This is a genomic window from Butyrivibrio sp. VCD2006 (assembly GCF_000423925.1).
GTDB lineage: Bacteria > Bacillota > Clostridia > Lachnospirales > Lachnospiraceae > Butyrivibrio.
In genome coordinates this window covers 38,352-64,650 of the sequence record NZ_AUIX01000007.1, presented here as the reverse complement: position 1 = coordinate 64,650, position 26,299 = coordinate 38,352, and the positions used below count along the sequence as shown (strand labels likewise).

General features: G+C 42.5%; 26 protein-coding genes and 1 tRNA gene. 1 reads left to right on the top strand and 26 read right to left on the bottom strand.

The genetic code is table 11. The features are described from left to right. Nucleotides 1-48: 48 nt before the first annotated feature. From G586_RS0104240 to mtaB, 12 genes are all read right to left on the bottom strand, one after another. Nucleotides 49-687, bottom strand: a complete 639-nt coding sequence (locus G586_RS0104240) for a CPBP family intramembrane glutamic endopeptidase (RefSeq protein ID WP_026526715.1) — start codon at nt 685-687, stop codon at nt 49-51. A 95-nt stretch (nt 688-782) separates the two neighbouring features. Continuing rightward, nucleotides 783-855: transfer RNA gene (locus G586_RS0104235), tRNA-Gln, on the bottom strand. A gap of 214 nt (nt 856-1,069) precedes the next feature. After that, the gene (locus tag G586_RS0104230; protein ID WP_026526714.1) at nt 1,070-3,181 is read right to left on the bottom strand and encodes a glutamine synthetase III family protein; all 2,112 of its coding nucleotides are present in this window, start codon (nt 3,179-3,181) and stop codon (nt 1,070-1,072) included. 171 nt (nt 3,182-3,352) lie between these two features. Continuing rightward, the gene (locus G586_RS21715) at nt 3,353-4,612 is read right to left on the bottom strand and encodes a peptidase U32 family protein (RefSeq protein ID WP_035772516.1); all 1,260 of its coding nucleotides are present in this window, start codon (nt 4,610-4,612) and stop codon (nt 3,353-3,355) included. Between the two features lie 67 nt (nt 4,613-4,679). After that, nucleotides 4,680-5,321 carry an O-methyltransferase gene (locus G586_RS0104220; RefSeq protein ID WP_026526713.1) on the bottom strand — a complete coding sequence of 214 codons (642 nt, stop codon included), beginning with the start codon at nt 5,319-5,321 and terminating at the stop codon, nt 4,680-4,682. Further along, nucleotides 5,311-5,709, bottom strand: coding sequence for an endolytic transglycosylase MltG (locus G586_RS21710; RefSeq protein ID WP_051204511.1), 399 nt, complete (start codon nt 5,707-5,709; stop codon nt 5,311-5,313). Before G586_RS21710 ends, G586_RS0104220 begins: the two co-directional genes overlap by 11 nt. A gap of 16 nt (nt 5,710-5,725) precedes the next feature. Next, entirely contained in the window at nt 5,726-7,423 is a 1,698-nt protein-coding gene (locus tag G586_RS0104210) for a ribonuclease J (protein WP_035772482.1), read from the bottom strand. After that, entirely contained in the window at nt 7,405-7,860 is a 456-nt protein-coding gene (locus tag G586_RS0104205) for a Fur family transcriptional regulator (protein WP_035772481.1), read from the bottom strand. Before G586_RS0104205 ends, G586_RS0104210 begins: the two co-directional genes overlap by 19 nt. Nucleotides 7,861-7,899: 39 nt before the next feature. Beyond that, on the bottom strand, nt 7,900-8,160 hold the full coding sequence (locus G586_RS0104200; RefSeq protein WP_026526710.1) for a DUF1292 domain-containing protein: 261 nt from the start codon (nt 8,158-8,160) through the stop codon (nt 7,900-7,902). Nucleotides 8,161-8,168: 8 nt separating this feature from the next. Next, on the bottom strand, nt 8,169-8,594 hold the full coding sequence (gene ruvX, locus G586_RS0104195) for a Holliday junction resolvase RuvX (protein ID WP_026526709.1): 426 nt from the start codon (nt 8,592-8,594) through the stop codon (nt 8,169-8,171). After that, nucleotides 8,594-8,869: an IreB family regulatory phosphoprotein gene (locus G586_RS0104190; RefSeq protein WP_026526708.1), complete on the bottom strand. Its 276-nt coding sequence runs from the start codon at nt 8,867-8,869 to the stop codon at nt 8,594-8,596. Before G586_RS0104190 ends, ruvX begins: the two co-directional genes overlap by 1 nt. 81 nt (nt 8,870-8,950) lie before the next feature. Beyond that, on the bottom strand, nt 8,951-10,300 hold the full coding sequence (gene mtaB, locus G586_RS0104185; RefSeq protein ID WP_026526707.1) for a tRNA (N(6)-L-threonylcarbamoyladenosine(37)-C(2))-methylthiotransferase MtaB: 1,350 nt from the start codon (nt 10,298-10,300) through the stop codon (nt 8,951-8,953). A gap of 90 nt (nt 10,301-10,390) precedes the next feature. Between mtaB and G586_RS0104180 the strand changes: the two genes are divergently transcribed. Next, complete coding sequence (locus tag G586_RS0104180; RefSeq protein WP_022760362.1) at nt 10,391-10,621, top strand: HPr family phosphocarrier protein; 231 nt, start codon at nt 10,391-10,393, stop codon at nt 10,619-10,621. A 105-nt stretch (nt 10,622-10,726) separates the two neighbouring features. Here G586_RS0104180 and thiI read toward each other — a convergent pair whose 3' ends face one another. The 14 genes from thiI to G586_RS0104110 all read right to left on the bottom strand — a co-directional run bounded on the left by thiI (nt 10,727) and on the right by G586_RS0104110 (nt 26,299). Beyond that, the gene (thiI, locus tag G586_RS0104175; RefSeq protein WP_026526706.1) at nt 10,727-11,929 is read right to left on the bottom strand and encodes a tRNA uracil 4-sulfurtransferase ThiI; all 1,203 of its coding nucleotides are present in this window, start codon (nt 11,927-11,929) and stop codon (nt 10,727-10,729) included. A gap of 73 nt (nt 11,930-12,002) precedes the next feature. Continuing rightward, nucleotides 12,003-13,211 carry a cysteine desulfurase family protein gene (locus G586_RS0104170; RefSeq protein WP_026526705.1) on the bottom strand — a complete coding sequence of 403 codons (1,209 nt, stop codon included), beginning with the start codon at nt 13,209-13,211 and terminating at the stop codon, nt 12,003-12,005. Between the two features lie 81 nt (nt 13,212-13,292). Next, the gene (locus tag G586_RS0104165) at nt 13,293-14,099 is read right to left on the bottom strand and encodes an RsmE family RNA methyltransferase (protein WP_026526704.1); all 807 of its coding nucleotides are present in this window, start codon (nt 14,097-14,099) and stop codon (nt 13,293-13,295) included. 76 nt (nt 14,100-14,175) lie between these two features. After that, nucleotides 14,176-15,231 (bottom strand): 50S ribosomal protein L11 methyltransferase, encoded by a 1,056-nt coding sequence (locus G586_RS0104160; RefSeq protein WP_026526703.1) that lies wholly within the window; start codon nt 15,229-15,231, stop codon nt 14,176-14,178. A gap of 116 nt (nt 15,232-15,347) precedes the next feature. Then, nucleotides 15,348-16,526 (bottom strand): molecular chaperone DnaJ, encoded by a 1,179-nt coding sequence (gene dnaJ / locus G586_RS0104155; protein WP_026526702.1) that lies wholly within the window; start codon nt 16,524-16,526, stop codon nt 15,348-15,350. Between the two features lie 139 nt (nt 16,527-16,665). Further along, the gene (gene dnaK, locus G586_RS0104150) at nt 16,666-18,546 is read right to left on the bottom strand and encodes a molecular chaperone DnaK (RefSeq protein ID WP_026526701.1); all 1,881 of its coding nucleotides are present in this window, start codon (nt 18,544-18,546) and stop codon (nt 16,666-16,668) included. 45 nt (nt 18,547-18,591) lie between these two features. Then, entirely contained in the window at nt 18,592-19,266 is a 675-nt protein-coding gene (gene grpE, locus G586_RS0104145; protein ID WP_026526700.1) for a nucleotide exchange factor GrpE, read from the bottom strand. Nucleotides 19,267-19,286: 20 nt separating this feature from the next. Continuing rightward, the gene (gene hrcA / locus G586_RS0104140; RefSeq protein WP_026526699.1) at nt 19,287-20,318 is read right to left on the bottom strand and encodes a heat-inducible transcriptional repressor HrcA; all 1,032 of its coding nucleotides are present in this window, start codon (nt 20,316-20,318) and stop codon (nt 19,287-19,289) included. Between the two features lie 161 nt (nt 20,319-20,479). Beyond that, a complete protein-coding gene (locus G586_RS25970; protein ID WP_051204509.1) occupies nt 20,480-21,100 on the bottom strand; it encodes a DUF6465 family protein in 621 nt (206 codons plus the stop codon). A gap of 90 nt (nt 21,101-21,190) precedes the next feature. Then, on the bottom strand, nt 21,191-22,387 hold the full coding sequence (locus G586_RS0104130; protein WP_035772480.1) for a pyridoxal phosphate-dependent aminotransferase: 1,197 nt from the start codon (nt 22,385-22,387) through the stop codon (nt 21,191-21,193). Between the two features lie 47 nt (nt 22,388-22,434). Then, nucleotides 22,435-23,355 carry a glycosyl transferase GT17 family protein gene (locus G586_RS0104125; RefSeq protein ID WP_242831967.1) on the bottom strand — a complete coding sequence of 307 codons (921 nt, stop codon included), beginning with the start codon at nt 23,353-23,355 and terminating at the stop codon, nt 22,435-22,437. A gap of 22 nt (nt 23,356-23,377) precedes the next feature. Next, nucleotides 23,378-24,433, bottom strand: a complete 1,056-nt coding sequence (locus tag G586_RS0104120; protein WP_026526696.1) for a glycosyltransferase — start codon at nt 24,431-24,433, stop codon at nt 23,378-23,380. Further along, entirely contained in the window at nt 24,430-25,197 is a 768-nt protein-coding gene (locus G586_RS21700; protein WP_242831966.1) for a DUF5672 family protein, read from the bottom strand. The genes G586_RS0104120 and G586_RS21700 overlap by 4 nt, the downstream gene beginning before the upstream one ends. Before the next feature lie 61 nt (nt 25,198-25,258). Next, on the bottom strand, nt 25,259-26,299 hold the full coding sequence (locus tag G586_RS0104110) for a glycosyl transferase (protein WP_026526695.1): 1,041 nt from the start codon (nt 26,297-26,299) through the stop codon (nt 25,259-25,261).

Below are 26,299 nucleotides of genomic sequence, written 5' to 3'. Positions count from 1 at the left end.
ACTAACTATCATCATACACATCTCATTATCAGAAAAATCTGATCTTAATTATCTCATCGAAATACGTGCAACATCATATATTATCTCAGGCAGATATTGGTACATCATAAACACCACATTGACCGTTATGGGAATATATATGTTCCTCGTGCAGAAAAAGGCTACCGCAAGCGGAAGTGCAAGCACCATATACTCTACTACTCCCAGAGGCAAATATGCATGGCTGAATCCGCACAGAACAAGTCCAAGTGAAAAAGTCAAAATTGCTGATGTCGCGGAATCAAAATTCATTATCGCTTTTCTAAAGAACAATTCCTCCGCAACAGGACGCATAAACAAAATAGTTATTGCCCGAAGTAATTCACCCATATAACTGTTTTCCCAGGTGAAATCATATGTGCCATCATTTATTATGTCTGAAAAACTAGGTATAATCATTTTCTTATTTAGCATGAAAACAATTACAATACCTACAAGTGTAAGAACAGCAGGTATCCAAAATCTCTTGATATCCTTGAAATTCTTAGAATATTCCTTGAATGAAAAATCCTTAGCAAAATAAACGGTAAGAACCAGATAGAAAACAAAGAATATGTATAACGTCTTAAAAGGTCTGATTATGCAAAATATAATAAATGCCAATTCCCACACTAGCGGGAATGCCAGGTTCTTAATCTGAGATTTCACAACTCACCTCTAAGTATACTTAATCTGATTGATTATAACATAAAACTGTTAGCATATGAAAAAAAACTCCCCAGAAGTACTTCTGAGGAGTTAAGCTGGGCTAGTAGGATTCGAACCTACGAAATGACGGAGTCAGAGTCCGTTGCCTTACCGCTTGGCGATAGCCCATCGACAAGAATTGATTATACGGAAGAATCCCCAAAAATGCAAGCACTTTTTTAAAAAGATTTTAGTTCCCTGTATTCTTCCATTTAAGCACCCTCCCCAGTTGGGAGGGTGCCGTTTAGTTTCCATTATCTTACATGGATTTAATCAGAATTTTGTTTTCACTCTACTCCCCTCAAAAAAGCTTCCACAAAATTTCTGATATAAGTAGGATAATTCAGCCTTCAAACAGAAGATCAGCATATGTCGGGAATGGCCAATCATTTTTATCAACCAGCATCTCCAACTTATCAGCAGGAGTTCTAAGTGCTGTCATAGCAGGAACTACCTTATCCTTGCAATAATATGCTCTCTTTCTGGGCTCTACTATTGCTCTGGCCTTCTCTTCTTCCTTGATCAGCTTATCAAGTGCCTTCTTCATGGCCTCTAACTGATTCATTACTTCCTTAAGCTCTCCCACCATTACGGTAGCACCAACACCTGCATTAGTCACCTGATTAACATCAGTAGCAAGTCTTCCTGCATACTTCATTACAGCCGGGATTATCTGCTTACTTGCCATATCTATCATAGTGAGTGCTTCGATATTTATTGTCTTAGAATAGGTCTCAAAAATTATCTCCTGGCGTGCTTCAAGCTCAGTCTGAGTAAACACACCGAATTTCTTGTAAAGCTCTATTGCTTTCTTGGTAGTAAGAACCTCAGCAGCCTCTATCGTGGAAGGAATGTTGGGAAGTCCTCTTCTTTCAGCCTCCTTCTTCCACTCATCAGAATATCCGTCGCCATTGAAGATTACTCTCTGATGCTTTGTAAGATACTCCTTGATGATATCATGTACTTCCATATCAAAATCGCTTGCTTTCTCAAGTCTGTCAGCAGCCTCACAGAAAGACTCAGCAACGATTGTATTCAAAGCTGTATTTGAGCTCGCCATGGAATCTGAAGAACCTACCATACGGAACTCGAACTTATTACCTGTAAAAGCAAAAGGTGATGTACGGTTTCTGTCAGTTGCATCCTTCTCAAATTCAGGAAGTGTTGAAACTCCTGTCTTAAGCTTTCCACCTCGTTTTGATCTCTTAGCCTCACCTGTCTCAATGAGCTGGTGAACTACATCCTCAAGCTGCTCACCAAGGAACATTGAAATAATTGCCGGCGGAGCCTCATCTGCACCAAGACGATGGTCGTTTCCAACATCAGATGCACTCTGTCTTAAGAGGTCTGCATGTCTGTCTACAGCCTTCACTATACATGCCAGAACAAAAAGGAACTGAATATTCTCATTAGGTGTATCACCGGGATCAAGAAGGTTAACACCATTATCTGTACAAAGCGACCAGTTATCATGCTTACCTGAGCCGTTAACGCCCGCAAAAGGCTTTTCATGAAGAAGGCATCTCATATTGTGATGCTCAGCAACTCTCTTCATAGTCTCCATGATGATCTGGTTATGATCCACCGCAATATTTGCTGTCTCATAAATAGGCGCAAGCTCGTGCTGACCGGGAGCAACCTCATTATGCTGAGTTTTTCCGGGAACTCCAAGCTTCCAAAGCTCGTCGTTTAAGTCCTTCATATACTCTCCGACACGCTCTCTGATTACACCGAAGTAGTGATCCTCCATCTCCTGTCCTTTAGGCGGCTGCGCTCCGAAAAGTGTACGTCCTGTAAAGATAAGGTCGGGACGCTTCAAGCTCTTTTTCCAGTCTACAAGGAAGTACTCCTGCTCAGGTCCTACTGAAACATTTACCTTTTTTGCAGCTGTATTTCCAAAAAGATGTACAATTCTGAGGGCCTGCTTGTTAACTGCTTCCATTGATCTTAAAAGCGGTGTCTTTTTATCAAGTGCCTCTCCGTTATATGAGCAAAATGCGGTAGGAATACAAAGTGTAACACCAGCCCCTGTCTCCTTAAGAAACGCGGGTGATGTGATATCCCATGCAGTATAACCTCTGGCCTCAAATGTAGCACGGAGTCCTCCTGAAGGGAATGATGAAGCATCCGGTTCACCCTTTATAAGTTCTTTTCCGGAGAAAGAAGTCATCATGTGACCATCTCCTCGAGCACTGGTTATAAATGCGTCATGCTTCTCGGCTGTTATTCCTGTAAGTGGCTGGAACCAATGTGTATAGTGAGTTGCACCATTCTCCATAGCCCAGTTTTTCATGGCATTTGCCACTACATCCGCTGATGCAAGAGAGAGATCTCCACCATTCTCCATAACCTGAATGACTTCTTTGTAGACGCTCTTTGGCAGATGCTGACGCATCTTCTCAAGCGTAAACACATTCTTACCAAATAGTTCCTCAACCATTACCTGTTCGCTCATAAACACCTCACTATTTTATATAATACGGCCAAAGGGCTTTATACCCTAAACTTAATCTGAGTATTCGCAAATGATTGTACTATAGAATATTAAAATTCTCAAACGATATTTCCATAACTAGAGCTGCCTTAGCGCTATGGCTTGGCAGCTCTGTAGTGATCATGTATTTAATTAACAGGATATGTTTTCTGATGATCCTGTGTGGATTCTTAGGATGTCGTATTTTTCTGTGGGTTGATCAAGTTTTAAGTAAATAACTTCCTTTGGATGAGGGCAGCTTTCTACTTCTTCGCCATCAGCGTTTACCATACCGAGGACTTTAGTTTCAATGTCACGGCCATCAGGCTTCATGATCTCTATAACATCACCGACATTAAACTTGTTTCTCTGCTCAATCTTGGCAAGTCCTCTTTCATCCACTTCGCCAACGATTCCAAGGTAGGTGTACTCATTAACATAGGTGTTGGCATCATATATCTGCGCCTCTTCAGAGGGCTTTCCGAAATAGAAGCCTGTTGTGAACTGTCTGTAGGTACATCTTGAAATCTCATCAAGATACCAGGGCATGTTCTCTCTGTATTTTTCCTCAGACTCGAAGTAATCATCAATCGCTTTGCGATATGTTCTTGCTACAGTAGCTACATAAAGGGCAGTTTTCATGCGACCCTCTATCTTACAGCTGTCAACTCCTGCATCCACCAGCTCCGGTATGTGCTCTATCATGCACAGATCCTTGGAGTTAAAGATATAGGAGCCTCTTTCATTTTCATAAACAGGAAGATACTCTCCGGGTCTTGTCTCCTCGACAACTGCATATTTCCAGCGGCAGGGATGTGTGCATTCACCATGGTTAGCATCTCTTCCAACAAAATAGTTAGACAGAAGACATCTTCCTGAATAGCTTATACACATAGCTCCGTGGATAAAGCTTTCTACTTCAAGGTCCTCAGGAATATTCTCACGGATTTCCTTTATCTCTTTAAGAGAAAGCTCTCTTGCCGCAACAACTCTCTTTGCTCCAAGATCCGCCCAGAACTTATAGGTCTCATAGTTCGTATTGTTGGCCTGAGTTGATACATGAATGTCTATCTCAGGGCAAATCCTTCTTGCCATCATAAACATGCCGGGATCAGCGATAATAAGTGCATCAGGCTTAAGCTCCTTAAGCTCATGGAAATATTCCTCAGCTCCCTTAAGATCATCGTTGTGAGCTAAAATATTGGCAGTGACATGCACATGCACTCCATGCTCATGCGCAAACTTAATACCCTCAGCCATATCATCGTGACTAAAGTTCTTTGCCTTTGCTCGGAGCCCGAAGGAGTTACCTCCGATGTAAACAGCATCCGCTCCGAAAATAACTGCAGTTTTTAATACTTCAAGACTGCTCGCAGGTATGAGCAGTTCAGGTTTTCTTCTTGTTCTTGCCATATTATCCTTTCTTTTCCCCTCATTCGTCTGCTTTGCAGACACCTTCCGCAATGAGAAGGCACAACCTTTACAACTTTAGCGACATCGCCATTCCATCGCCTACATTCAGAATTACACTGGAAAGCTCCGGATCATGCTTTATCGCAAACAAATACTCTCGCATTCTCTCATGAATAGTACGATTTCGCCTTGTGACAGCAAATCTGGATTCCATAACATCCCCATCCTGGAGCACATTATCTGAGAGTAACAATCCGCCACTCTTAAGAAGCCTCTTGCAGTCAGGCAAAAAATTGATGTACTGCCCTTTGGCAGCATCCATAAAAATAAAATCATACTGCCCGGTCAGTTCTGCCAAAATATCGGCTGCATCCCCCTCAAGCAGTGTGATTTTATGGTTTGTATCATATTTATCAAAGTTTTCGCGCGCAACTGGAATGCGCTTCTCAAACTTCTCTATAGTAGTTATCTTAGTGTCATCATCGGAATAGGTCGCCATCAAAAGTGCTGAAAAACCAACAGCACATCCGACCTCCAAAATATTCACGGGATGGTTCATCTGAAGCAGAAACTTAATAAGACTCTGTGTATCCTTTCTGATGATAGGCACGTCATCCGCAAGAGATTTTCTCTCAAGCTCATCCAGAAAAGGGGCATTCCCCTGATCAAGTGAATTAATAAATGTGCTTATTCTCTCATCAGTTATCACCTGCTGCCTCCTCGCTCTCCGCAATTGATGAAGCACTCATAACTCCAATTATCTCATCAGGAGTCATTGAAGGGCTGAGTTCATAAGTACCGGGAGCAATCATTCCATGGTACTCTGAAAATCTCTCCTGAAGCCAGAACAGCTTACTATTCTTAATGAGCCCTCTATTTTCCAAAAGCTCTGCGATGTCTCCTACTGACATGCTGTCCGTTATCGAAACAGATACTGTCCTTGTATCGTACTTCGAAGCGGGAACCTGATTATATATATTGTATCCATAGCTGTAGGCCTCGGATGCATATTTACTTATTAGCATCACCGCAACTATAACCAGCAGAATCTTGACTATTGCATCAAGAATCCCAAGCCCTATTCCCCTTGCATCCATAATTAAACCTCTAAAATCAATAGTTAGAATCCATGATAATAGGAAGTATCATGGGTCTTCTCTTTGTCTTCTTCCAGATAAAATCTGATAAAACATCCTTAACGATGTTCTTAAGCTTATTCCAGTCAGTTATATTTCTATCGAGTGCCTCAGTGACTTCATCAAGTACGAGATCTGTGGCATCATCGATAAGCTCATCGGACTCTCTTACATAAACGAATCCTCTCGATACTATGCTGGGACCTGAAACAAGCTGAGCATTGTCTCTGTCAATTCCAAATACGACAATAACGATACCATCCTCGGCAAGTCGCTGTCTATCTCTAAGAACCACATTACCTACGTCGCCAACACCGAGTCCATCCACAAGAATAGTACCAACAGGCACCTTCCCGACTACCTTAGCTTCTTCTTCCCTAAGTTCAAGTACGTCTCCGGATTTGATGATGAAAATATCATCCTTATCCATACCAAGCCCCATAGCGATATTCTTCTGCGCTATAAGATGCTTATATTCGCCATGAACCGGAATAGCATACTTAGGACGAACAAGAGTATAAATAAGCTTAATATCCTCCTGACAGGCATGTCCTGATACATGAACATCCTGGAAGATAACATCCGCTCCCCTTACAAGGAGATCATTGATGATATTGGTTACTGCCTTCTCATTACCCGGTATGGGATGTGATGAAAATATAATCGTATCCCCTGGGCGAATGCTCACCTTCTTATGCTGTCCGCTTGCCATACGGCTAAGAGCAGCCATGCTCTCACCCTGGCTTCCTGTTGTGATAATAACAGTCTGATTATCCGGATAGTTTTTAAGCTGATCTATATCGACCAGTGTATTGTCCGGTATTTTAATACACTCAAGCTTCTGGGCAATATCAATGATATTCACCATACTCCTGCCTTCAACCACAACCTTTCGGCCAAATTTATAGGCAGTATTAATGATCTGCTGAACTCTGTCAACATTAGACGCAAAAGTCGCTACTATTATTCTTGAATTCGAATGCTCCTCAAAAAGAGCATTGAAGGTTCTTCCTACTGTTCTTTCAGAAGCTGTAAATCCGGGTCTCTCGGCATTGGTAGAATCACACATAAGTGCGAGAACACCCTTTTTACCGATCTCTCCAAACCTTTGAAGATCGATTGGATCTCCGAAAACAGGAGTATAATCAACCTTGAAGTCACCAGTATGAACCACAATACCTGCAGGTGAATAAATGGCCAGCGCAGCCGCATCAACAATAGAATGGTTAGTGCGAATAAACTCAACTCTGAAATCGCCAAGATTTATCGACTGTCCAAACTTTACAACTTTTCTTCTGACCTTCTTAATAAGACCATGTTCCTCAAGCTTGTGCTCAATGATTCCCATGGTAAGCCTTGTTGCATAAATCGGAACACCTATCTCTTTAAGAACATAAGGAAGTGCTCCTATATGATCCTCGTGTCCGTGTGTTATTACAAAACCCTTTATTTTCTCGATGTTATTTTTCAGGTAAGTGATATCCGGGATTACAAGGTCGATTCCAAGCATATCATCATCAGGGAATGACAGACCGCAATCCACTACAATAATACTGTCCTCATATCTGAAGGCAGTAATGTTCATTCCAATCTGCTCCAATCCTCCAAGCGGTATCACCTGAAGACCTGAAGCAGATACATTCGTTTTCTTTTTATTCAATTCTTTCCTCCACATTCTTTGCAGTAACCGTAGAGTTTGACCTCATGATCAGTGACTTTAAATCCGGTCTTCTCGGCGATTTTGAGTTCCAGCCCTTCCAGCATGTCTTCCTCAAATTCCAAGACCTTCCCACATCCAAGGCATATTAAATGATGATGGTGATGCGCTCCTGCACTTCCAGTTGAATGTGCCAGTTCGTAGCGCTCTACTCCATCATCAAAGTTCACCCGATCTATCAGATGCAACTCCATCAGTACTTGTATTGTTCTATAAACAGTAGCCAGTCCGATCTCCGGATGCTCTGTCTTTACCAAATTATAAATTTCCTCAGCAGTCAGATGCTCTCCGGGATGCCTGCCAAGTGTCTCGAGCATAATAAGTCTCTGGGATGTAATCTTGAGACCCTTGCTCTTAAGTAATTCCTTAAATTCATCGGTTGAAACCGTTCCCATGGATCCGTTCACCTCCATAAACCGGTCCAAAGCGCTCTATCAATCCAATCCTATATCGTCTTCTTCAAGCAGTTTTCTGAATAAAGCAGCTACTGCTTCAAGTTCACTATCATCATCAACAATCGTATATTTAGCCTCAGTCTCACCCTCAGCGGAATCGTCACGTAATATAAGAGCCTCGCCATCCCCATCCTCAACATCTGTTACAAGGATGTAAGATCTGGCGCCTATTACCGTTTGCTCCAAAACAAAAAAATCCACAGGCTCTTCGCCTTCAGGACGGAATGTTATTCTCTCCATATATCTCCTTATTCTGTAGGTCTGTTATCAAGATAGTCCTGCAGTATGATCTGAGCTGCGATCATATCAACATACTCCTTGCGGTCTGCTTTTTTTATCCCAACCTCATCCATAATAGCATCGGCCTCAACAGTGGTAAGTCTCTCATCCCACATAATCACAGGAAGAGATGTTCGTCTCTCAAGCTTTTCCTTAAACTCAATAGACAAACCTGAGCGCACAGACTCAGACTGATCCATGTGCAGCGGAAGCCCCAAAACTATCAGTTCAACCCCAAACTCCTGAATCAGCTCTTCAATACGTGCCAGCGTCTTTCGAAGCTTATTCTCTTCTTTTCTACGGATTATTTCTTTGGCCTGTGCAGTAAGCAAAAGTTCATCGCTAAGTGCCACTCCTACAGTCCTTGATCCGTAATCCAACCCCATTATTCGCATTATTTTCTGGACCAGTTATTGTTTTTTATATACTCCGTGAGCATCTCTTCTACAAGCTCATCACGCTCCACTTTCATAATGAGGCTTCTAGCGCCCATATGGCTCGTAATATAAGTAGGATCTCCGGACATGATATAACCGACAATCTGGTTTACCGGATTATAACCCTTTTCCAGAAGTGCCTCATAAACGACAGAAAGTACCTTTTTCACCCCTGTCTCTGGATCAACATCCACTTTAAAAAATTGTGTATTGCCAAGATTTGTATCTGTCATATTGCCATCCTCGCTTAATAATTATGCCGATTCTTAGCACTAAAACCAGTGCATACTTGATTTAATAATACCCCATAAAACTTAAATAAGCAATGTATCGTCTCTTAAGAAACTATTAAGCGTATGCTCAGTTATGTCACCTGATTTGATTCCAAGATTGTCTGCCATTTCCTTTTTTACAGCCACTCTGATATATCTGGTCGTAAGTCCAATAAGGTACTCTTTGCCACCTATCGTCTCAAAATCCTCCCAAAGGACTTTCTCGTTAGCGCCAATAAAGCTCTCTCTGTACCTTTTCGACTGCTCCTTGGTCATCGTCAGGAGTACATTACTCCTTGCCGTTTTTTCCCTGTCAGTCAGCTGATCCTCCATCTTAGCCGCAACTGTACCTTTTCTGGGAGAATATTTGAAGACATGCATCTCATAAAAATTGATATCCTCAGCAAATTTTCTGCTCTCCTCAAAGGTCTCCTCAGTTTCAGCAGGAAATCCCACAATTATATCTGTTGTGATAGCGGGCTTATCATATACTTCTCTTAAAAGGCGCACGCTATTCGCATACTCCTCAGCGCTGTAGTGCCTGTTCATGCGCTTTAAAGTGTCATTACTGCCACTTTGAAGCGAGAGATGAAAATGAGGACAAACCTTTTCAAGTGCCGCCATTCCCTTTGCCATCTCCTCAGTTATAATGCGTGGCTCAAGGGAGCTAAGTCTGATTCTGTCAATTCCATCTATAGCATTGAGCTTTTGCAAAAGTGAAAGAAGTGCAGATTCTCCTTTATCAAGGCCATAAGAACTGATATGAATTCCTGTGAGGACAATCTCCCTGCATCCATCTTCAGCGAGCTTTTTCACTTCCTGAAGGATATCCTCTTCAAGTCTGCTCCTTATTCGCCCTCTGGCATAGGGAATTATGCAATAACTACAGAACTGATTGCATCCATCCTGAATCTTGATATACGCTCTGGTATGTCCCGGCATGCTCTTAAGCTCCATGCGCTCATACTCCTGCGCAGGATCGTTAATCTCAGTCACGCTCTCTCCACCAAGAAGCTTATCAACCTTCTGCTGTGCCTTTTCTTCCTTTTCTTTAAAATAATCGCTCAGAATTTCGACTATTTCAGCCTTTTTGTTATTTCCAACAATGAGATCAATACTATCATCAGCCTTGACTCCCTCTTTGTCGGTCTCAACATAACATCCGCATGCGACAACTATTGCGTCCGGATTCTTTCTCTTGGCCCTGTGAAGCATCTGTCTGCTTTTATGGTCAGCAATTGATGTGACTGAACAGGTATTTATTATATAAATATCAGCCACATCATCAAATGCAACAATGTTGTATCCATTTTCTTGTAACTTTTGTCCCATAACATCCGTCTCGTATCTGTTTACTTTGCATCCGAGGCTATGTAAGGCGACATTTTTCATATGAAACCTCCACTATTTTTGACGTATATATCATTGACTTTTAACGTCCTTCCGTATATCATTGAGACAAAAGAAGGAGGTATTTGCGCAATGAAAACCGTAAAAATTTCTTTAAATTCTATCGATAAGGTTAAGTCTTTCGTAAATGATATTACAAAGTTCGATTATGATTTCGACCTTGTATCAGGTAGATATGTAATTGACGCAAAGTCCATCATGGGTATTTTCTCACTTGATCTTTCTAAGCCGATTGATCTTAACATCCATGCTGAAGACGGCGCCGACGAAGTGCTTTCAATCTTAAAGCCTTACATGATCTAAAAAATCTATTGAAACCTGCGACTAACGTCGCAGGTTTTTTATTTTCCGATTTCTTTCCCCCTTACAGGCGGAAAGTGGCACGAAATGCCGGATGAGGTTCTCCCATCAAATCTCTATCTCTAATATCTCATCTGTATCAAGCGCTGCCTTAACCATGTCATCAATCTGCTCATCAAGTCGGTGTTCGTGAGCACGGATAACCTCAAGACGCGGCTTGGTTACGGGATGCTTGGCAACAAAGATTGTGCAGCAATCCTCGTAAGGAAGAATTGATGTCTCATAGGCATCGATTTTCAGTGAGATATCTACAATATCCTGTTTATCAAACGCGATAAGCGGTCGGTAAACAGGCATATCGGTCACAACCTCGTTTGTAGCCATAAGGCTCTCCATTGTCTGAGACGCAACCTGTCCTATACTCTCTCCTGTAATAAGTCCCATACACTTATTCTCTGCTGCGATCATATCTGCGATTCTCATCATATATCTGCGCATTATAATCGTAAGCTCATCATGCGGGCACTGCTTGTAGATATACATCTGAATATCCGTAAAATTGATAATATGAAGTCTGATCTTACCGGTATATTTTGCGATAACCTTAGCGAGATCAATAACCTTCTGCTTTGCTCTCTCACTGGTGTATGGTGGAGCATTGAAATAAACCGCTTCGATCTCGGCACCGCGCTTTGCGATCATGTATCCCGCAACAGGGGAATCAATTCCGCCTGACAGAAGAAGACATGCCTTTCCACTGGTTCCGATTGGCATTCCCCCGGGACCGGGAATAATCTCAGAATATATATTTACCTTCTCACGAATCTCGACACTTACAAGGATATCAGGATTTCTGACATCTACCTTCATCTCAGGAAAAGCATCAAGAACCTGTGCTCCTATCTCGGCTGCTGCCTCCATGGAATCCAGAGGATAAGTTTTATCAACACGTCTGCACTTTATCTTAAAGGTCTTGTTCTTGTCAGGATAAACTCCGTCAAGGAACTTGATAACCTCTGCTGAAAGTCCATTAATATCCGGAAGCTTACCATCTCCATCCCTCTCAATACAAACAGCAGGGCAAATTCCTGTAATTCCAAATACTCTCTGAAGTGCTGCAACAATCTCATCAAAGTCAAAGCCCTTCGCATTCAGATATATTCTTCCTGAAACCCTGAAAATACTGAACTCTCCCTCGCATTTTGCAAGAACACGCTCCATCTGTTTTACAAGCGCTTCCTCAAAGAGGTATCTGTTCTTACCCTTAATTCCTATCTCTGCGTATTTGATTATAAATGCATGGTACTGCATAATTTTCTCCTTTATTGTTATGCCTCCACATTAGCGGAGCGAAGACAAAATGGCGTGAAACGACCTCTGATAGTTATCTTCTCGAGAACTGTCTGAGCATTGGCACGATCTCTTTGAACACCTTTACCGTTTCATCTATCTCTTCATTAGTTGTAAATTCAGACAAACTAAGTCGCACTGTACTGTCAAATAATTCCTTTGGAATCCTGATGGCTTTAAGTGTACCTGACACCGAAGGATGATTGGATGAGCATGCACTTCCTGCAGAAACATAAATCTCTTTATCCTCAAGCGCATGAAGCAAAACTTCAGCTCTAACACCCTTGACCGACACACTCACAATATGCGGAGCAGTCTGGCTTACAGCATCACGAAGCTCTTCCTCTGTAAAATCATAAACACTCTTTTTATCAGACTCTATTCCATTTATCCTAAGATCCTCAAGTGCTCCGGTAAGACCTTTTATAAGCCTCATTTTCTTTTCATATAACTCAGCAATCTTTTCATCAAAGCCTGAGTAAATCTCCTCGGAAGCTCTTCCAAGCCCGGTAATTCCGGGAACATTAAGTGTACCTGATCTAAGTCCTGACTGCTGCCCTCCACCATAGCTTATCGGCACGATACGGACTCCATCTCTTATGTATAAAAAGCCTACGCCCTTAGGACCATGAATCTTATGGCCGCTGACTGACATCATATCTACTCCAAGATTCTTAGGAATAATAGAGAGTTTTCCATACCCCTGAACAGCATCCACATGGAAAATTGTCCCTTTATTGCTTGCATGGATAATTTTCCCTGCTTCTTCCAAGGGCTGAACTGACCCAATCTCATTATTGACAGCCATGATAGATACCAGGATAGTATCCTCTCTTAAAGCACTCTTAAGCTCTTCTAAATCAATAATACCTTTATCAGAAACTCCAAGATAAGTCACCTCAAAGCCCTGATTCTCAAGATATTTCATTGCATTTAAAACTGCGGGGTGCTCTATACTTGTCGTGATAAGGTGATTACCCTCTCGCCTGTGAGCCATAGCACCGCCGATTATTGCGGTATTATCGGATTCCGTTCCACCGGATGTGAAAAGTATTTCCTTAGGCTTTGCTTTTAATGTCTTAGCTATTCTCTCTGCAGCTTCTTTTACATAATTCTCAGCCACAACTCCCATGTGATGCATGCTTGATGGATTACCGAAATCCTCTCTCATCATCTTGATGCAGAGCTCTGTCACATCATCATAAACCTTTGTTGTAGCCGAGTTATCAAGGTAAATTTCCATAATTCCTCTTACTTTGGTCAAATATATATTCTAAAAATCAAACTATAAAAATCTATTACAAAAGCAAACTTTTGCGCAAAATCATGCCTCAAGCTTATACATAAGCCATGAGAGCATTGTAAATCCCGCCGTTTCTGTGCGAAGTATTCTCTTACCCATTGTAATCGAATTAAATCCGGCATCTATAGCATAGCTTACTTCTTCCTCTGCAAAGCCTCCCTCAGGCCCAACAAATATAGCTATGCTCTGCCCGGGCTTTACACTGTCTATTATCTCTCTGGTTTTTTCCATGCCCTCTGCCATCTCATACGGAAGAAGTTTAACATCCATATCCGCACAGAATGCTATTGCCTGCTTAAAAGTCATAGGCATACTTATCTCAGGAACAAAAGCACGCTTACTCTGTTTCGCTGCAGCTTCTGAAATTGCCTGCCATCTCTTCACCTTATTGGCTGCTTTTTTCTCATCGAGCTTAACAACAGAGCGCTTCATCGATACTGGAACTATCTGAAATGCTCCCAGTTCAACTGCTTTCTGTATTATAAGCTCCATCTTATCGGCCTTGGGAAGTCCCTGGAAAAGATATATCTTTGAAGGCAACTCAGCACCGGACTCTTTTATGAACCTCAGCTCACCGACAAGCTCCGTAGGAGATATCGACTCTATTCCAAAACGATACTCCTTAACACCTTCAAAAGCAGCAGAATCATCGGTTACATCTGCAAAGCTATCACCATTACCGGATAATTCATCCTTTATGCTTACCGAAAACTCTTCGCCTACCTTCATTCTGAGAACATTCACCATGTGATTGTAATCAGAACCATCTATTATTATTCGCTTTCCTTCATCAATAAGCTGACTACTGTCAGCAAAAAAATGGTACATAAAATCCCCATCTGCCTTACGGCTCCTTCTCCATAAAAAGAGAAGTCATTTATGAATTAAATAATATACATTATCCTTATTTGCGCGAAATCACTGATACCCATTCGCCCTGTTTGGTCACCTCAAGAATCGTAAGACCTGCATCTTCATGTGCTTTTCTGATAACATCCTCTTTTGCTTCGATTATTCCGGAAGTGATATAGATTCCGCCGTCCTTAAGAAGTCCGGGAACAATTGGAGTAAGCGGAACAAGCACATAGGGAAGAATATTCGCAACTACAATATCATAGCCAGCTCCTACCTGTTTCTGAACTGCTTCATCATCTATGATATTCCCGATTATTAGGTCAAAATCCTCTACCGCTATATCATTTGCCTTCTTGTTATCTGCAACTGCAGGCTCTGCACAGGGATCAAGATCTGTTCCTACAGTATGTCCCGCGCCGAATTTCATAGCAAGTATAGACAATACCCCACTTCCTGTACCCACGTCAAGTACTCTGTCACCGGGCTCAATATATTTGCGAAGTGCTCTGATACAAAGCTGTGTTGTCTCGTGCATACCTGTACCAAACGCTGTACCGGGATCTATATGAAGTGTTATGTTTGCTTTCTTTTTATCCTCCTCATCGGGAGTCTCCCATGAGGGAATAACCAGAACATCGTCCACGAAGAACTTATGAAAATACTGCTTCCAGTTATTTATCCAATCAATATCCTCAGTAACATCAACAGAGATAGTTCCGTCACCGATATCTGAAAAGCTGCTAAGATCGTCAAGAACTTCCCTGATTTCTGCCTTCATCTGATCAGGTGTTTTCTTAACCTCAATCTCTTCGCCGTTTTCATCATACTCATGAACAGTGAGCATATTATCATCATCCACTTCAAGGAAAAAGTTGAGATATGCAACTCCTTCCTCACCGGGAGCAGTAACTGCACAGCTGTCAACACCGGTCTCTTCATCATCAGCATCCTGAAGATCATCCGTAAACATCTGCTCCTTGTCTGCAGCTGTAAGAGGCGCATTATCCTCGATCTGAGCTCCCTCAAGACCAATATCCATCATACTGCTGACAATGATGTCCTCTGACTCTTCATTTGTTCTGATCCTAAAACGCATCCACTTCATAGGAATTTCCTTTCTGACTCTGCATGCAAGCATGCAATAAATCTATGTTGCATGGCTCTGCTTTTCACGCAAAACGCGGGGAGCTAATTATTTCTCCCCGCTTTATTATTCATATATTATTTCTTCTTGCCGAAGAAACCGCCCTTTTTCTTGCCACCATCATCATTTCCATCCTTGTCTCCGGAAATACTATCGGCAGCGTGTAGACTATCACCGGTCTTCTCATCAAACTGTCTCAGAAGCTCCTTTGCATCTTTCGATAGCTTATCAGGAACCTGAACAACAAGGGTAACATAATGATCACCTCTGATATCCTTGTTTCTAAGTGTCGGAACACCCTTTCCACGAAGTCTTACTCTCGTGTCAGTCTGGGTTCCGGCTTTAACATCATAGAGAACCTTGCCGTCTACTGTATCAATTGCAACTGTTCCTCCAAGTGCTGCTATTGCATATGACATAGGAACTGTTGAGAAAATATCATAATCCTGTCTCTGGAAAATTGGATGATCCTGAACAATTACCTCAACAAGAAGGTCTCCTCTGGGACCACCATTTCTTCCGGGTTCACCCTTTTCACGGATGCGGACACTCTGTCCGTTATCAATACCTGCAGGAATTGAAACCTGAATTCGTTTGTTGCTTGAAACATATCCGGTTCCACCGCAATCAGAACATTTATCCTTAATCACCTTACCACTTCCGTTACAGTCAGGACATGTCTGGACATTTCTCACTGTACCAAAGAAAGACTGCTGGGTGAATACAACCTGTCCCTTACCGCCGCACTTAGGACACATCTGAGCTGTCGTTCCGGGCTTTGCACCTGTTCCCTTACATGTCGGGCACGGATCCTTAAGCTTAAGCTCCAGTTCCTTCTCACAGCCAAATACTGCTTCCTCAAATGTTATGCGAACACTGGCACGAATATTTGCTCCCTTTGCAGGGCCACTTCTTGCTCCCTGGCTTCTTCTTCCGCCGCCAAAGAAATCACCGAATATATCACCAAAAATGTCGCCAAAATCAGCACCGCCAAAGTCAAATCCACCATAACCGCCGGCACCGCCCTCAAATGCCGCATGACCAAACTGATCATACTGACGTCTCTTCTCAGGGTCGCTTAACACTGCATAAGCCTCAGATGCTTCCTTAAACTTATCTGCCGCTGCTGCATCCCCGGGGTTCATATCCGGATGGTACTTCTTCGCAAGAACACGGTATGCTTTTTTTATCTCATCATCACTGGCTCCCTTGCTTACGCCGAGAACCTCGTAATAATCGCGCTTCTGATCTGCCATGTATCTCTCCTAAATCTATTATTATGCGTCTTCTTAATAAATACGCTAAAACCCAATCCATACTACATTATGTATTGGGCTTTAGCAATATTTGAATTATTAAACTTTTATAAAAGCTCGAAAGAACCTAGCTAAATGATTATACTTCTCTGTAATCGCCATCTACTACGTTGTCATTATTGCCGGCATCTGAGCTCTGAGCTGCTCCGCCCATACCACTCATGTCAGGGCCTGCACCCTGAGCACCTGCTGCGCCCTGAGCACTCTCATAAACCTTAGCAAAGAGAGCCTGAGCATCTGTCATAAGCTTCTCCTTCTGGCTCTTGATTGTGTCGATCTCGCTGTCTGTAAGCTCACGATCCTTAGTCTGCTCAAGAGTATCCTTGAGAGCCTTGAGGTCATCCTCTACAGTCTGCTTCTGAGAAGGATCGATCTTATCGCCAACCTCCTGGATAGCCTTCTCTGTCTGGAATACGAAGGAATCAGCTTCATTTCTTGCATCTATGCCTTCCTTACGCTTCTTATCCTGAGCCTCGAACTCAGCAGCTTCCTTGATAGCCTTATCGATATCCTCATCAGACATGTTAGAACCAGCTGTGATTGTGATGTGCTGCTCCTTACCTGTTCCAAGATCCTTAGCAGATACGTTAACAATACCGTTTGCATCGATATCGAATGTAACCTCAATCTGCGGAACACCTCTCATTGCCGGAGGGATTCCATCAAGACGGAACTGGCCAAGTGACTTGTTGTCCTTAGCGAACTGTCTCTCACCCTGAAGGACGTTGATATCAACTGCTGTCTGGTTGTCAGCTGCTGTTGAGAATACCTGACTCTTCTTTGTAGGAATAGTTGTGTTACGCTCGATAAGTCTTGTAGCAACACCACCCATTGTCTCGATTGAAAGTGAAAGAGGTGTTACGTCAAGAAGAAGGATATCACCTGCGCCTGCATCACCTGCAAGCTTACCACCCTGGATACCTGCGCCTACTGCTACGCACTCATCAGGGTTGAGGTTCTTTGAAGGCTCCTGGCCTGTGAGCTGTTTAACCTTCTCTACTACGCAAGGAACACGTGTTGATCCACCAACAAGAAGAACCTTACCAAGGTCTGAATATGTAAGACCTGCATCCTTCATAGCGTTCTGTACAGGAATAGCACTTCTCTCTACGAGATCGTGGATAAGCTCCTCGAACTTAGCTCTTGTGAGGTCCATATCAAAGTGCTTGGGACCCTCAGCTGTTGCTGTGATGAAAGGAAGGTTGATGTTGGTTGTTGTTGAAGAAGAGAGCTCCTTCTTAGCCTTCTCAGCTGCTTCTTTAAGTCTCTGCATTGCCATCTTATCGCCGGAAAGATCTACGCCTTCCTTAGCCTTAAACTCTGAAACCATCCAGTCGATGATCTTCTGGTCGAAGTCATCACCACCGAGGTGTGTATCACCGTTTGTTGAAAGAACTTCGATAACGCCATCACCTATATCAATGATTGATACATCGAATGTACCACCACCAAGGTCATAAACCATGATCTTCTGCTCTTTTTCGTTATCAAGACCATATGCAAGAGCTGCTGCTGTGGGCTCATTGATGATACGCTTTACATCAAGACCTGCAATCTTACCTGCATCCTTTGTAGCCTGACGCTGTGCGTCATTGAAATATGCGGGAACTGTGATAACCGCCTCTGTTACTTTTTCGCCGAGATACTGTTCTGCGTCTGCCTTCAGCTTCTGAAGGATCATAGCTGAGATCTGCTGAGGTGAATACTTCTTGCCATTGATTGTACGGCCATTGTCTGTACCCATATCTCTCTTAATAGAAGAGATTGTGTTCTCAGCATTTGTTACTGCCTGACGCTTAGCGGGCTCACCTACAAGACGCTCGCCATTCTTTGTGAAAGCTACGATAGAAGGTGTTGTTCTTGCGCCTTCTGCATTAGCTATAACTGTGGGCTGTCCGCCCTCCATAACAGCTACACAGCTGTTAGTTGTTCCTAAATCGATACCTATGATCTTACTCATTTTTTATTCCTCCATATATAAATCTAAATGATTGAAATACTATAATTACTTGGCTACTGCAACCATGCTATGTCTAAGCACCATGTCGCGATACATATAACCCTTTTGAAGCTCCTGAGCTACGATTCCTTCCTCGTACTCTTCGCTGTCAACCTGCATTACTGCATTGTGGAAATTGGGATCAAATTCTTTTCCCACAGCCTCGATCTGAGTTACACCAAGGTCTTCCATCTGCTTTACAAGCTGCTTGTATATCATGTTCATTCCATCAGCAAAAGCGGAATTCTTCTCATCTTCAGGGACAGCAGCAAGTCCTCTCTCGAAGTTATCAACGATGGGAAGCATCTTCTCAAGTACATTTGATGCACCCTGGTCAAACATCTGCGCCTTCTCTTTATCGGTTCTCTTACGGAAGTTCTCGAACTCCGCAACCTGGCGCAGGTATTTATCCTGCATTTCTTCAAACTTCTCTTTAAAAGGATTCTTCTTTTCCTTTTTTCCGAAAAGTCCCTTTTTCTCTCCGGCAGCTGCTTCGCTATCATTGCCTTCAGCCTCAGGAGCATCAACCTCTGCTTCTGACTCAGCTTCCTCTGCTGCCTCAGCAACCTTGTTGGCTGCTTCTGCAACTTCCTTAGCCTTCTCGGCAACTTCCTGCTGAAGTTCTTTAGCTGTTTTCTTTTCGGACTCTGTAGCAGAGTCCTTCTTTACTTCCTTACTCAACTTAAATACTCCTTATGGTTCTATTCTTTTTTATATAAATCATCCAGAGCTCTCATCATATTCTTAAGTGCTCCGACAACTTTGTCATAATCCATTCTCTTGGGTCCGATAATACCTACCGTTCCACGCATTCCTTCGCCCAGGTCGTAGGTTGCTGTTACAACGCTACAATCCTTCATTGACTGAACAGGCGATTCATTTCCAATGTAGACCTGTATACCTGTCTCATCACTGGTGGATTGAAGAGCATTCTCCACTATACTTGTAAGGTCGCTCTTATCCTCAAAGGTTGTAATCAGATCACTCGCCCTCTCTTTATCAGCAAGCTCAGGATATCTGAAGATATTATTGGCTCCGCTGGTATATATCTGAAGATCTTCATCCTCAGTGATGGCTTCACCGGCTGTATTCAATATTCTGTCTACAATCTCACTGTGGATACCTGCCTCCTGCTTCATGGCAGTTATAAGTCCAAGATTGATGTCCTCCACAGAAAGTCCGGCAAGTCTGGTATTGAGAAGTATATTGAGCTTCAGCATATCTGCTTCTGAAAGCTCCTGCTCAATCTCGATCATGCGATTCTTTATCACATTACCTTCTATAACAATAGTAGTAAGGAGATGTTCCTCGTCTACTCTTGAAAGCTGAACAAATTTCAGCTTGTTCCTGCGAATCATCGGTGCCGAGATCATTGATGCATAATTCGTATCTACCGCGAGAGTCTTGGCAACCTGCTTAAGGAGTTTTTCAAGCTTCTCTTCCTTATCAAGAAGCATCTCCTTCATGTTCTCAAGCTTCTCCTCCTTCTCGGCAAGCATCTCGTCAACATAGACACGATAGCCCTGATCTGAAGGAATACGTCCCGCAGAAGTATGAGGCTGTAATATGAGTCCCATCTCCTCAAGATCCGACATCTCATTCCTGATAGTGGCAGAACTGAGATTCAGATCCGTGTACTTGGAAATAGTTCTGCTGCCAACAGGTTCGCCTGTCTCGAGGTAATTGCGTACAATTGCATGCAGTATTTTCTTTTTTCTGTCATCCAGTTGCATCACAGTACCTCCTTTTTATTGTGTTAGCACTCATTAAGGTTGAGTGCTAACATCTTCTGAGAATAAATTACCACTATAAATAGTCGATGTCAACCATAAAGAAAAACCCCGAGGAAAATCCTCGGGGTAGTAACTTACATTCGCTTTAATTATAGTAGGAATTACATTCCAAAATCTGCGTGAACCTCTCCGTTAACAACGAAGTATACTCTCTCCTCTTCAGGCTTTACGTAAAGCTCAAGGGTCTTGATCTCGGAAACTTTTCTTCCCATATCATATTGCCAAACATTCTTCGCATTCTCAACGAAAGTGTCATAAGTAACACTCTTATCTGCATACTGAAGAACGATATTTGTCTTAGTTTCTGCTGCCTTAGCTGTTGTAGCTTTCTTTGCAGGAGCCTTCTTAGCAGGTGCAGCCTTCTTGGTTTCTGTCTTCTTAGCTGCTGCCTTAGTAGTTGCGACCTTCTTGGTCTCAGTCTTCTTAGCTGCTGCCTTAGTTGCTGTAGCCTTCTTAGCTGCAGGCTTCTTCTCTTCCTTCTTCTCTGCTGCCTTAGGCTCAGCCTTCTTTGCTGTGGTAGCCTTCTTGGCTGTTGTAGCTTTTTTAGCTGCAGGCTTCTTTGCTGCCGCCTTCTTAGCTGCAGGCTTTTTCTCTTCCTTCTTAGCCTCTGCCTTGGGTGCCTCTACAGGTTTAACTTCTTCCTTCTTCTCCGCAGCAATAATCGGTTTTTTGATAGTTGCAACCGACTTCATCGCTGTTTCTCTCAACTTGTCGTCAGCCATATCTCCCTCTCTTTCCGTAAGGAACGCTTGTTATGCGTTTTTGCAAATTTATCATTACGTTTTTGAGTTTAGTACATCTTCTGAAAAAAGTCAACATTTATGCGCATTTAAGCCTAATGCTATTCTCTGAGTAGCCATTTTAAGCACTTCCATCGATGATGCGAACGAAATTCTCACGAATCCAGGGGCAAAATAGGCACTTCCGGGCATCATGGCAACATGATATTTTTCCAAAAGATATTCGCAAAACTGTGAATCATTCTCAATAAGTCCATAACCTTCGTACTCTTTTCCTAGAAATTCTCTTATATCGAAGAAAGCATAAAACGCTCCCTGTATATCATGGCAGACAACTCCCGGGATATCGCGAAGCTTCTCCTGCACATAATCCCTGCGTTTTTCAAACTCACTTCTCATAAGTTCAACGGAATCCTGAGGTCCTCTCAAAGCCTCAACCGCTGCATACTGAGAAATACTTGGCGGAGTAGTGGTAGTCTGACTCTGAACCTTTACGGCAGCACCTATCACATCTGCCCTTGCACAAAGATATCCAAGTCTCCATCCGGTCATAGAATATGTTTTTGAAAAACCATTTACCACTACTGTTCTGTCCTTCATTCCCTCAAATGAAGAAATACTGATGTGACGATTTTCACCATATATTATTTTTTCATAGATTTCGTCTGAAATAACAAAGAAGTCCTTAGCCTTGGCAAGGTCAGATAGTCCCCTAAGATCATCCTCACTGTATACCTTTCCAGTGGGATTATCAGGAGTGCAGATAATAACAGCCTTTGTATGCTCAGTGACAGCATTTTCGATGGCTTCAAGATCAAGAGAAAAATCATCATTTCTCTTAACAAGAACAGGCTTTGCGCCTGCAAGAGTTACAATATCGGGATAGCTAACATAGCAGGGATATGGGATGATGACCTCATCTCCTTCACCTGCCACAGCACAGAGCGCACAAAAAAGCGACTGCTTGGCACCGACCATGACTGCCACCTCATTCATCTCATAGGTGACGCCATTGTCTTTTTTCATCTTTTCTATTATTGCTTCCCGCAGCGGAGCAATTCCGTTTCCTGTGGTATATCTGGTGAAGTTCTCATTTATAGCCTTGATTCCCGCCTCTTTTATATTGTCCGGTGTAGGAAAATCCGGCTCACCGACATTTAGGGAAACGATGTCCTCGCCCTTGCACTTTAGTTCTTCCACTTTGGTAAAAAGTGCCGTCGTGGGTGACATTTTAACTGTTGCCATTCTGTTAGATAATGTTGTGCTCATAATGCTCCTTTTTTCATGCTCCTCATCAGCCTAGCTGAAACTTACCTTTACTTTGTTATAATCCGCTTTACCTTATGATATGCCTTCCTGCAAAATCTTCCGGCCGTAATATCCAGTTTATGATACAGTCTTGAAAAAGCTGTAATAGGCGGCATCACCAAATAATCATATTCCCCAATATGATCCAGGAGGTATTTCGGATATGTTCCGTCCACTTCCGTTCTGGCAAAACGTGCATCCCTTCCGAAAATATCACGTCCGAGCACCAGATTATCCATTGTCTCCGCCAAAATCTCTCTGTCGTTATACTCCTGATGTGCTGCAGCCTTTACTTTGACACCAATTCTTTCAACAGGGTTTGTCCAATGTCTTCCGCCCATGTAGCCGAAGTGCCATCCTCCATCCGCAACCCTGACAGACCTCTCATCTGTTACGGGCACAAGATCCCTAAGTCTGACCATTCCCTCTTCTGGGATATTATCTATAGAAGTAATCTTAGTTCCAAGCCACTTCCTGTCAGCCTCGGCAATCTCAGGAAACTCACCGGTTATTGAAAGAAGCTTTCCGGATTTTTCTTCCATATTAAGGAATACATAGAAATTCCTCTGGGCCAGATGATATACCTTTGTCTTATCGAAATTCTCAATAATCTTTGTAAGAACCTCAGGATTGGGAATCTCATCCACATCTCCAAAGAGAATGATATCATCGCTTGCTGCTCCGACCTTCTTTAGCCCTTCAATGAGATGGTTTTTCTGAAAATAATCCCTCTCATGTGTAAGTGCATCCACCGGTGTATCAGTAACAACCACATATTCTATTCTGTCCAGATAATCCTTGAACAGATCCTTGTTTTTTTCGAAACAAAGCTCCTTCTCTTCTCCGGAGAAGGTCATTGTTGCTTCTTCAATAATGAACTTATCTACATATGGGCTTAAGATATTCAACCTAAGCTTCAATATATCCACTTCATTAAAAAATGGAATGCAATCATATACCATTTTTTCTGATCCTCGCTTTTATATAGGATTTCAGGCGCGTTCTCCTGCTAAGTCTCATCAGCGCAAATGAAGGCAGCGCTGAAGTCTGATATCTGTACACATATGAATCCTCATCGGATGCCCAATCGGGAAGCTTGCCCTTTCCGTACTTTTCATAAAAATCGGTGTGCATCATCTCTTTCATCTTCTGTTTTATCTGATAAAAAGGAAGCGATGAGTATATCAGCTTTTTTATTCCAATCGTACAGGTAAGTGTCTTTCTTTGGTTGATAGCCTCAGTGTAAGCACCGCGGGCCCACTTATCTGCATAGTTGTCGAGAACCTCAAAGGCTTTCACCTGATTCTCAATAAAGTTTTCGTGGTAACCGCCTGTAAGACCTTCTTCGTTTATTCTGTAAAAATACAGTATCCTGTCAAGATATGCAATGCTTTTTGCTTTATCAATTATTTCCGCTGTCTGGAGAATATCATCTCCGTAGTTAAGCTTTCTTGCACCCGTTTCAAGAACTCGCCCCGCAAGTTCTCTGCTGATGCACTTATTCCACATGGCATTTAGCATGTCTCCCGAGCACATAAGCTTGTAAAACTCTTTCTTTCCTTCATCGGAATAAATCTTATCTTCTTTAAAAGGAAAAGGGAACATTCTGACATCAGGGCTTCCCATCTCGGCAGCATTATAGAGGATTACCTCCGGACGCTCCTTCTTTTTTTCATAAAAAGACAGGGTCTTTGAGATTTCAGTAAAAATCCCGCTATCAACCCCATCATCAGCATCCATGAAAACAAGATAGTCTCCAGCAGCATGCCGGATTCCCTCCTGCCTGGCATCAAATGCAGAAGCTGCCCCCATATGAATAACCTTTATAGCAGGGACTCTATCCGCATAAGCATCGCAAACATGAGCACTTCTGTCAGTCGAACCGTTTTCAACAAGAAGGACTTCAACAGAAAATCCCTCTGAATCTGCCGCTTTTATCACTGACTCGACAGCATCCTTTATATACTTTTCAGCGTTGTGCACAGGCACTATGACCGAAAATTTCATTTTACGCCATGCTCCTCTTTCCACTTATCGGTCTTTCTCCAAACAAGCAATTGCCTAAGAGCCATCTTCACTTTCTTCTGAGGACTGTAAAACCTGGGATATCCCTCATTTTCTCCCCACCACTTATGAAAAACAAAGGGCTCCACACCCTTATTCTCCGGAAGCGGATGCTCTCTTCCAAACTTTACCGCGCTCTCAAGATCCGCCCACCTAAGGCCATCCTTCTCCATTAAGTTCTTATTCTTACAGCAAAGAAAAACATCCTCATTATAAAATCCGTCATAAACCTTTTCCCATGGAAGCTTATGCTCTGCAGGATAATCCAAAAGCCTTTTTGACCTGATTGATACGCTGTTTCCTACGCGGCAGATATTGCCCTCGCTATCCCTATACGCATAGTCATTTTCCGGCAAAGGCCAGGGAGAGCCTATATAATCAAAATCCAGAAAGTGGTCAGACCAATTTTCCGGGTGAATGACAAAACCATCAGCATGAACAATAAGCACAAAATCAGTCTTTATATGCTGTCCAAGCTCGTACGTCATCTTATAGTTGAATTTATCAATATCATCAAGCTTTGATGTATAGGAAAAGCGGATATTCTTCGGCAGATAAAACGGCTTCTTATCAGTGATAAGAACCGCATCTCCAAATTCAATATCGCGCATGCTGTACTTCATTGCCTGCACGGTTTCATATACATCTACACTTGTCATGGCTGCAATTGTTACTCTTGGAAGCTGCAGCTTTTTCTCGTTATTCACAGTTAAAACCTCATCTGTCAGATACACTGACACCTCATCCTATAAAAAGGAGAGTTCTATATTATCTAAAAGTTTTTATTATTCCGGCTCGCCTTAAGAGCGATCTCCATACCTTCTTAAGGAAGAAAACTCCATATATCAGTTTTCTTCTGATATTCTGAAAGAACACTCCCATCTTACCGGGTCTTACATTCCTTCTTGCATATAGCTTAGAGTGCTTTTTGTATTCCTCAAGCTCTTTTCTGCACTCATCAGCACTGAAAAGTCTTCCCTTCTTATCCTGATAAGTAAGAAAGCTGTAAATATTCTGCTCTGAAGACCAGAAGCCATCAGATATATTATGTCTCGCCCAATACTTTGGTGCTATTGCATACTTAAGCTCTGTGCTGGACATAACAGGCATCATTGCAAAGGATGAATTAGACAAAATAAGGTATCTCGCATTTTTTATTGTGACATAATCCTTCCCCATATCAAAGTGATGACACTCATACTCCGGCAGCACCTTCTTTGCGGCCTCTTCATCCTCAGTGACAACCATGAACCTCATATTGGGATTGATCTTTTTCATGTTCTTTATCGCACAGAGCCAATAATGTCTGTCCAGGAAAAGCTCGGGAGCACTCGTATACTCTCCGCCCCTCATATTTATAATACACAGATCATCTGCTGTATATTCATAGGACTCAGCCTCCTCTTTTACATGAAGCCAGTCCTTTATCTTATGACGATACTTCTCAAAATACGACTGATCCTGTAGATTACCATATATCAGTGTATTATCTTCAATTTCAAAAAGCTTTTTATCAGCACCGGATATGAAGCACCCATTGGTCATATCATGAACTGAGTTCCCCATGAAAAGTCTGTCATCCTGCTCATGAAATATCTTGTACTTATCCATATCCTCACGAGGTATTTCAACTCCCAGATCAATGTCCATGAAGTACATACCCTTGTTTGAATGGAAGACATTTCCAACCTGACCGGGGTTCACAAATCCAAAGGGCACGCCCTTTTCCTCAGCCATGCATCGTGTCACCACATAGAAAAACAGCTGATTTCCAAGGCCAAATCCCTTAATAAATTCCGCACCTATCAT

Excerpts from the sequence above, each read along its gene's own strand:
- G586_RS0104230 (WP_026526714.1), bottom strand. The coding sequence starts at position 3,181 with ATGAGCGAACAGGTAATGGTTGAGGAACTATTTGGTAAGAATGTGTTT.
- G586_RS21715 (WP_035772516.1), bottom strand. The coding sequence starts at position 4,612 with ATGGCAAGAACAAGAAGAAAACCTGAACTGCTCATACCTGCGAGCAGT.
- G586_RS21710 (WP_051204511.1), bottom strand. The coding sequence starts at position 5,709 with ATGGATGCAAGGGGAATAGGGCTTGGGATTCTTGATGCAATAGTCAAG.
- G586_RS0104210 (WP_035772482.1), bottom strand. The coding sequence starts at position 7,423 with ATGTGGAGGAAAGAATTGAATAAAAAGAAAACGAATGTATCTGCTTCA.
- G586_RS0104205 (WP_035772481.1), bottom strand. The coding sequence starts at position 7,860 with ATGGGAACGGTTTCAACCGATGAATTTAAGGAATTACTTAAGAGCAAG.
- G586_RS0104200 (WP_026526710.1), bottom strand. The coding sequence starts at position 8,160 with ATGGAGAGAATAACATTCCGTCCTGAAGGCGAAGAGCCTGTGGATTTT.
- ruvX (WP_026526709.1), bottom strand. The coding sequence starts at position 8,594 with ATGCGAATAATGGGGTTGGATTACGGATCAAGGACTGTAGGAGTGGCA.
- G586_RS0104190 (WP_026526708.1), bottom strand. The coding sequence starts at position 8,869 with ATGACAGATACAAATCTTGGCAATACACAATTTTTTAAAGTGGATGTT.
- mtaB (WP_026526707.1), bottom strand. The coding sequence starts at position 10,300 with ATGAAAAATGTCGCCTTACATAGCCTCGGATGCAAAGTAAACAGATAC.
- G586_RS0104180 (WP_022760362.1), top strand. The coding sequence starts at position 10,391 with ATGAAAACCGTAAAAATTTCTTTAAATTCTATCGATAAGGTTAAGTCT.
- thiI (WP_026526706.1), bottom strand. The coding sequence starts at position 11,929 with ATGCAGTACCATGCATTTATAATCAAATACGCAGAGATAGGAATTAAG.
- G586_RS0104170 (WP_026526705.1), bottom strand. The coding sequence starts at position 13,211 with ATGGAAATTTACCTTGATAACTCGGCTACAACAAAGGTTTATGATGAT.
- G586_RS0104165 (WP_026526704.1), bottom strand. The coding sequence starts at position 14,099 with ATGTACCATTTTTTTGCTGACAGTAGTCAGCTTATTGATGAAGGAAAG.
- G586_RS0104160 (WP_026526703.1), bottom strand. The coding sequence starts at position 15,231 with ATGAAGTGGATGCGTTTTAGGATCAGAACAAATGAAGAGTCAGAGGAC.
- dnaJ (WP_026526702.1), bottom strand. The coding sequence starts at position 16,526 with ATGGCAGATCAGAAGCGCGATTATTACGAGGTTCTCGGCGTAAGCAAG.
- dnaK (WP_026526701.1), bottom strand. The coding sequence starts at position 18,546 with ATGAGTAAGATCATAGGTATCGATTTAGGAACAACTAACAGCTGTGTA.
- hrcA (WP_026526699.1), bottom strand. The coding sequence starts at position 20,318 with ATGCAACTGGATGACAGAAAAAAGAAAATACTGCATGCAATTGTACGC.
- G586_RS25970 (WP_051204509.1), bottom strand. The coding sequence starts at position 21,100 with ATGGCTGACGACAAGTTGAGAGAAACAGCGATGAAGTCGGTTGCAACT.
- G586_RS0104130 (WP_035772480.1), bottom strand. The coding sequence starts at position 22,387 with ATGAGCACAACATTATCTAACAGAATGGCAACAGTTAAAATGTCACCC.
- G586_RS0104120 (WP_026526696.1), bottom strand. The coding sequence starts at position 24,433 with ATGAAATTTTCGGTCATAGTGCCTGTGCACAACGCTGAAAAGTATATA.
- G586_RS0104110 (WP_026526695.1), bottom strand. The coding sequence starts at position 26,299 with ATGATAGGTGCGGAATTTATTAAGGGATTTGGCCTTGGAAATCAGCTG.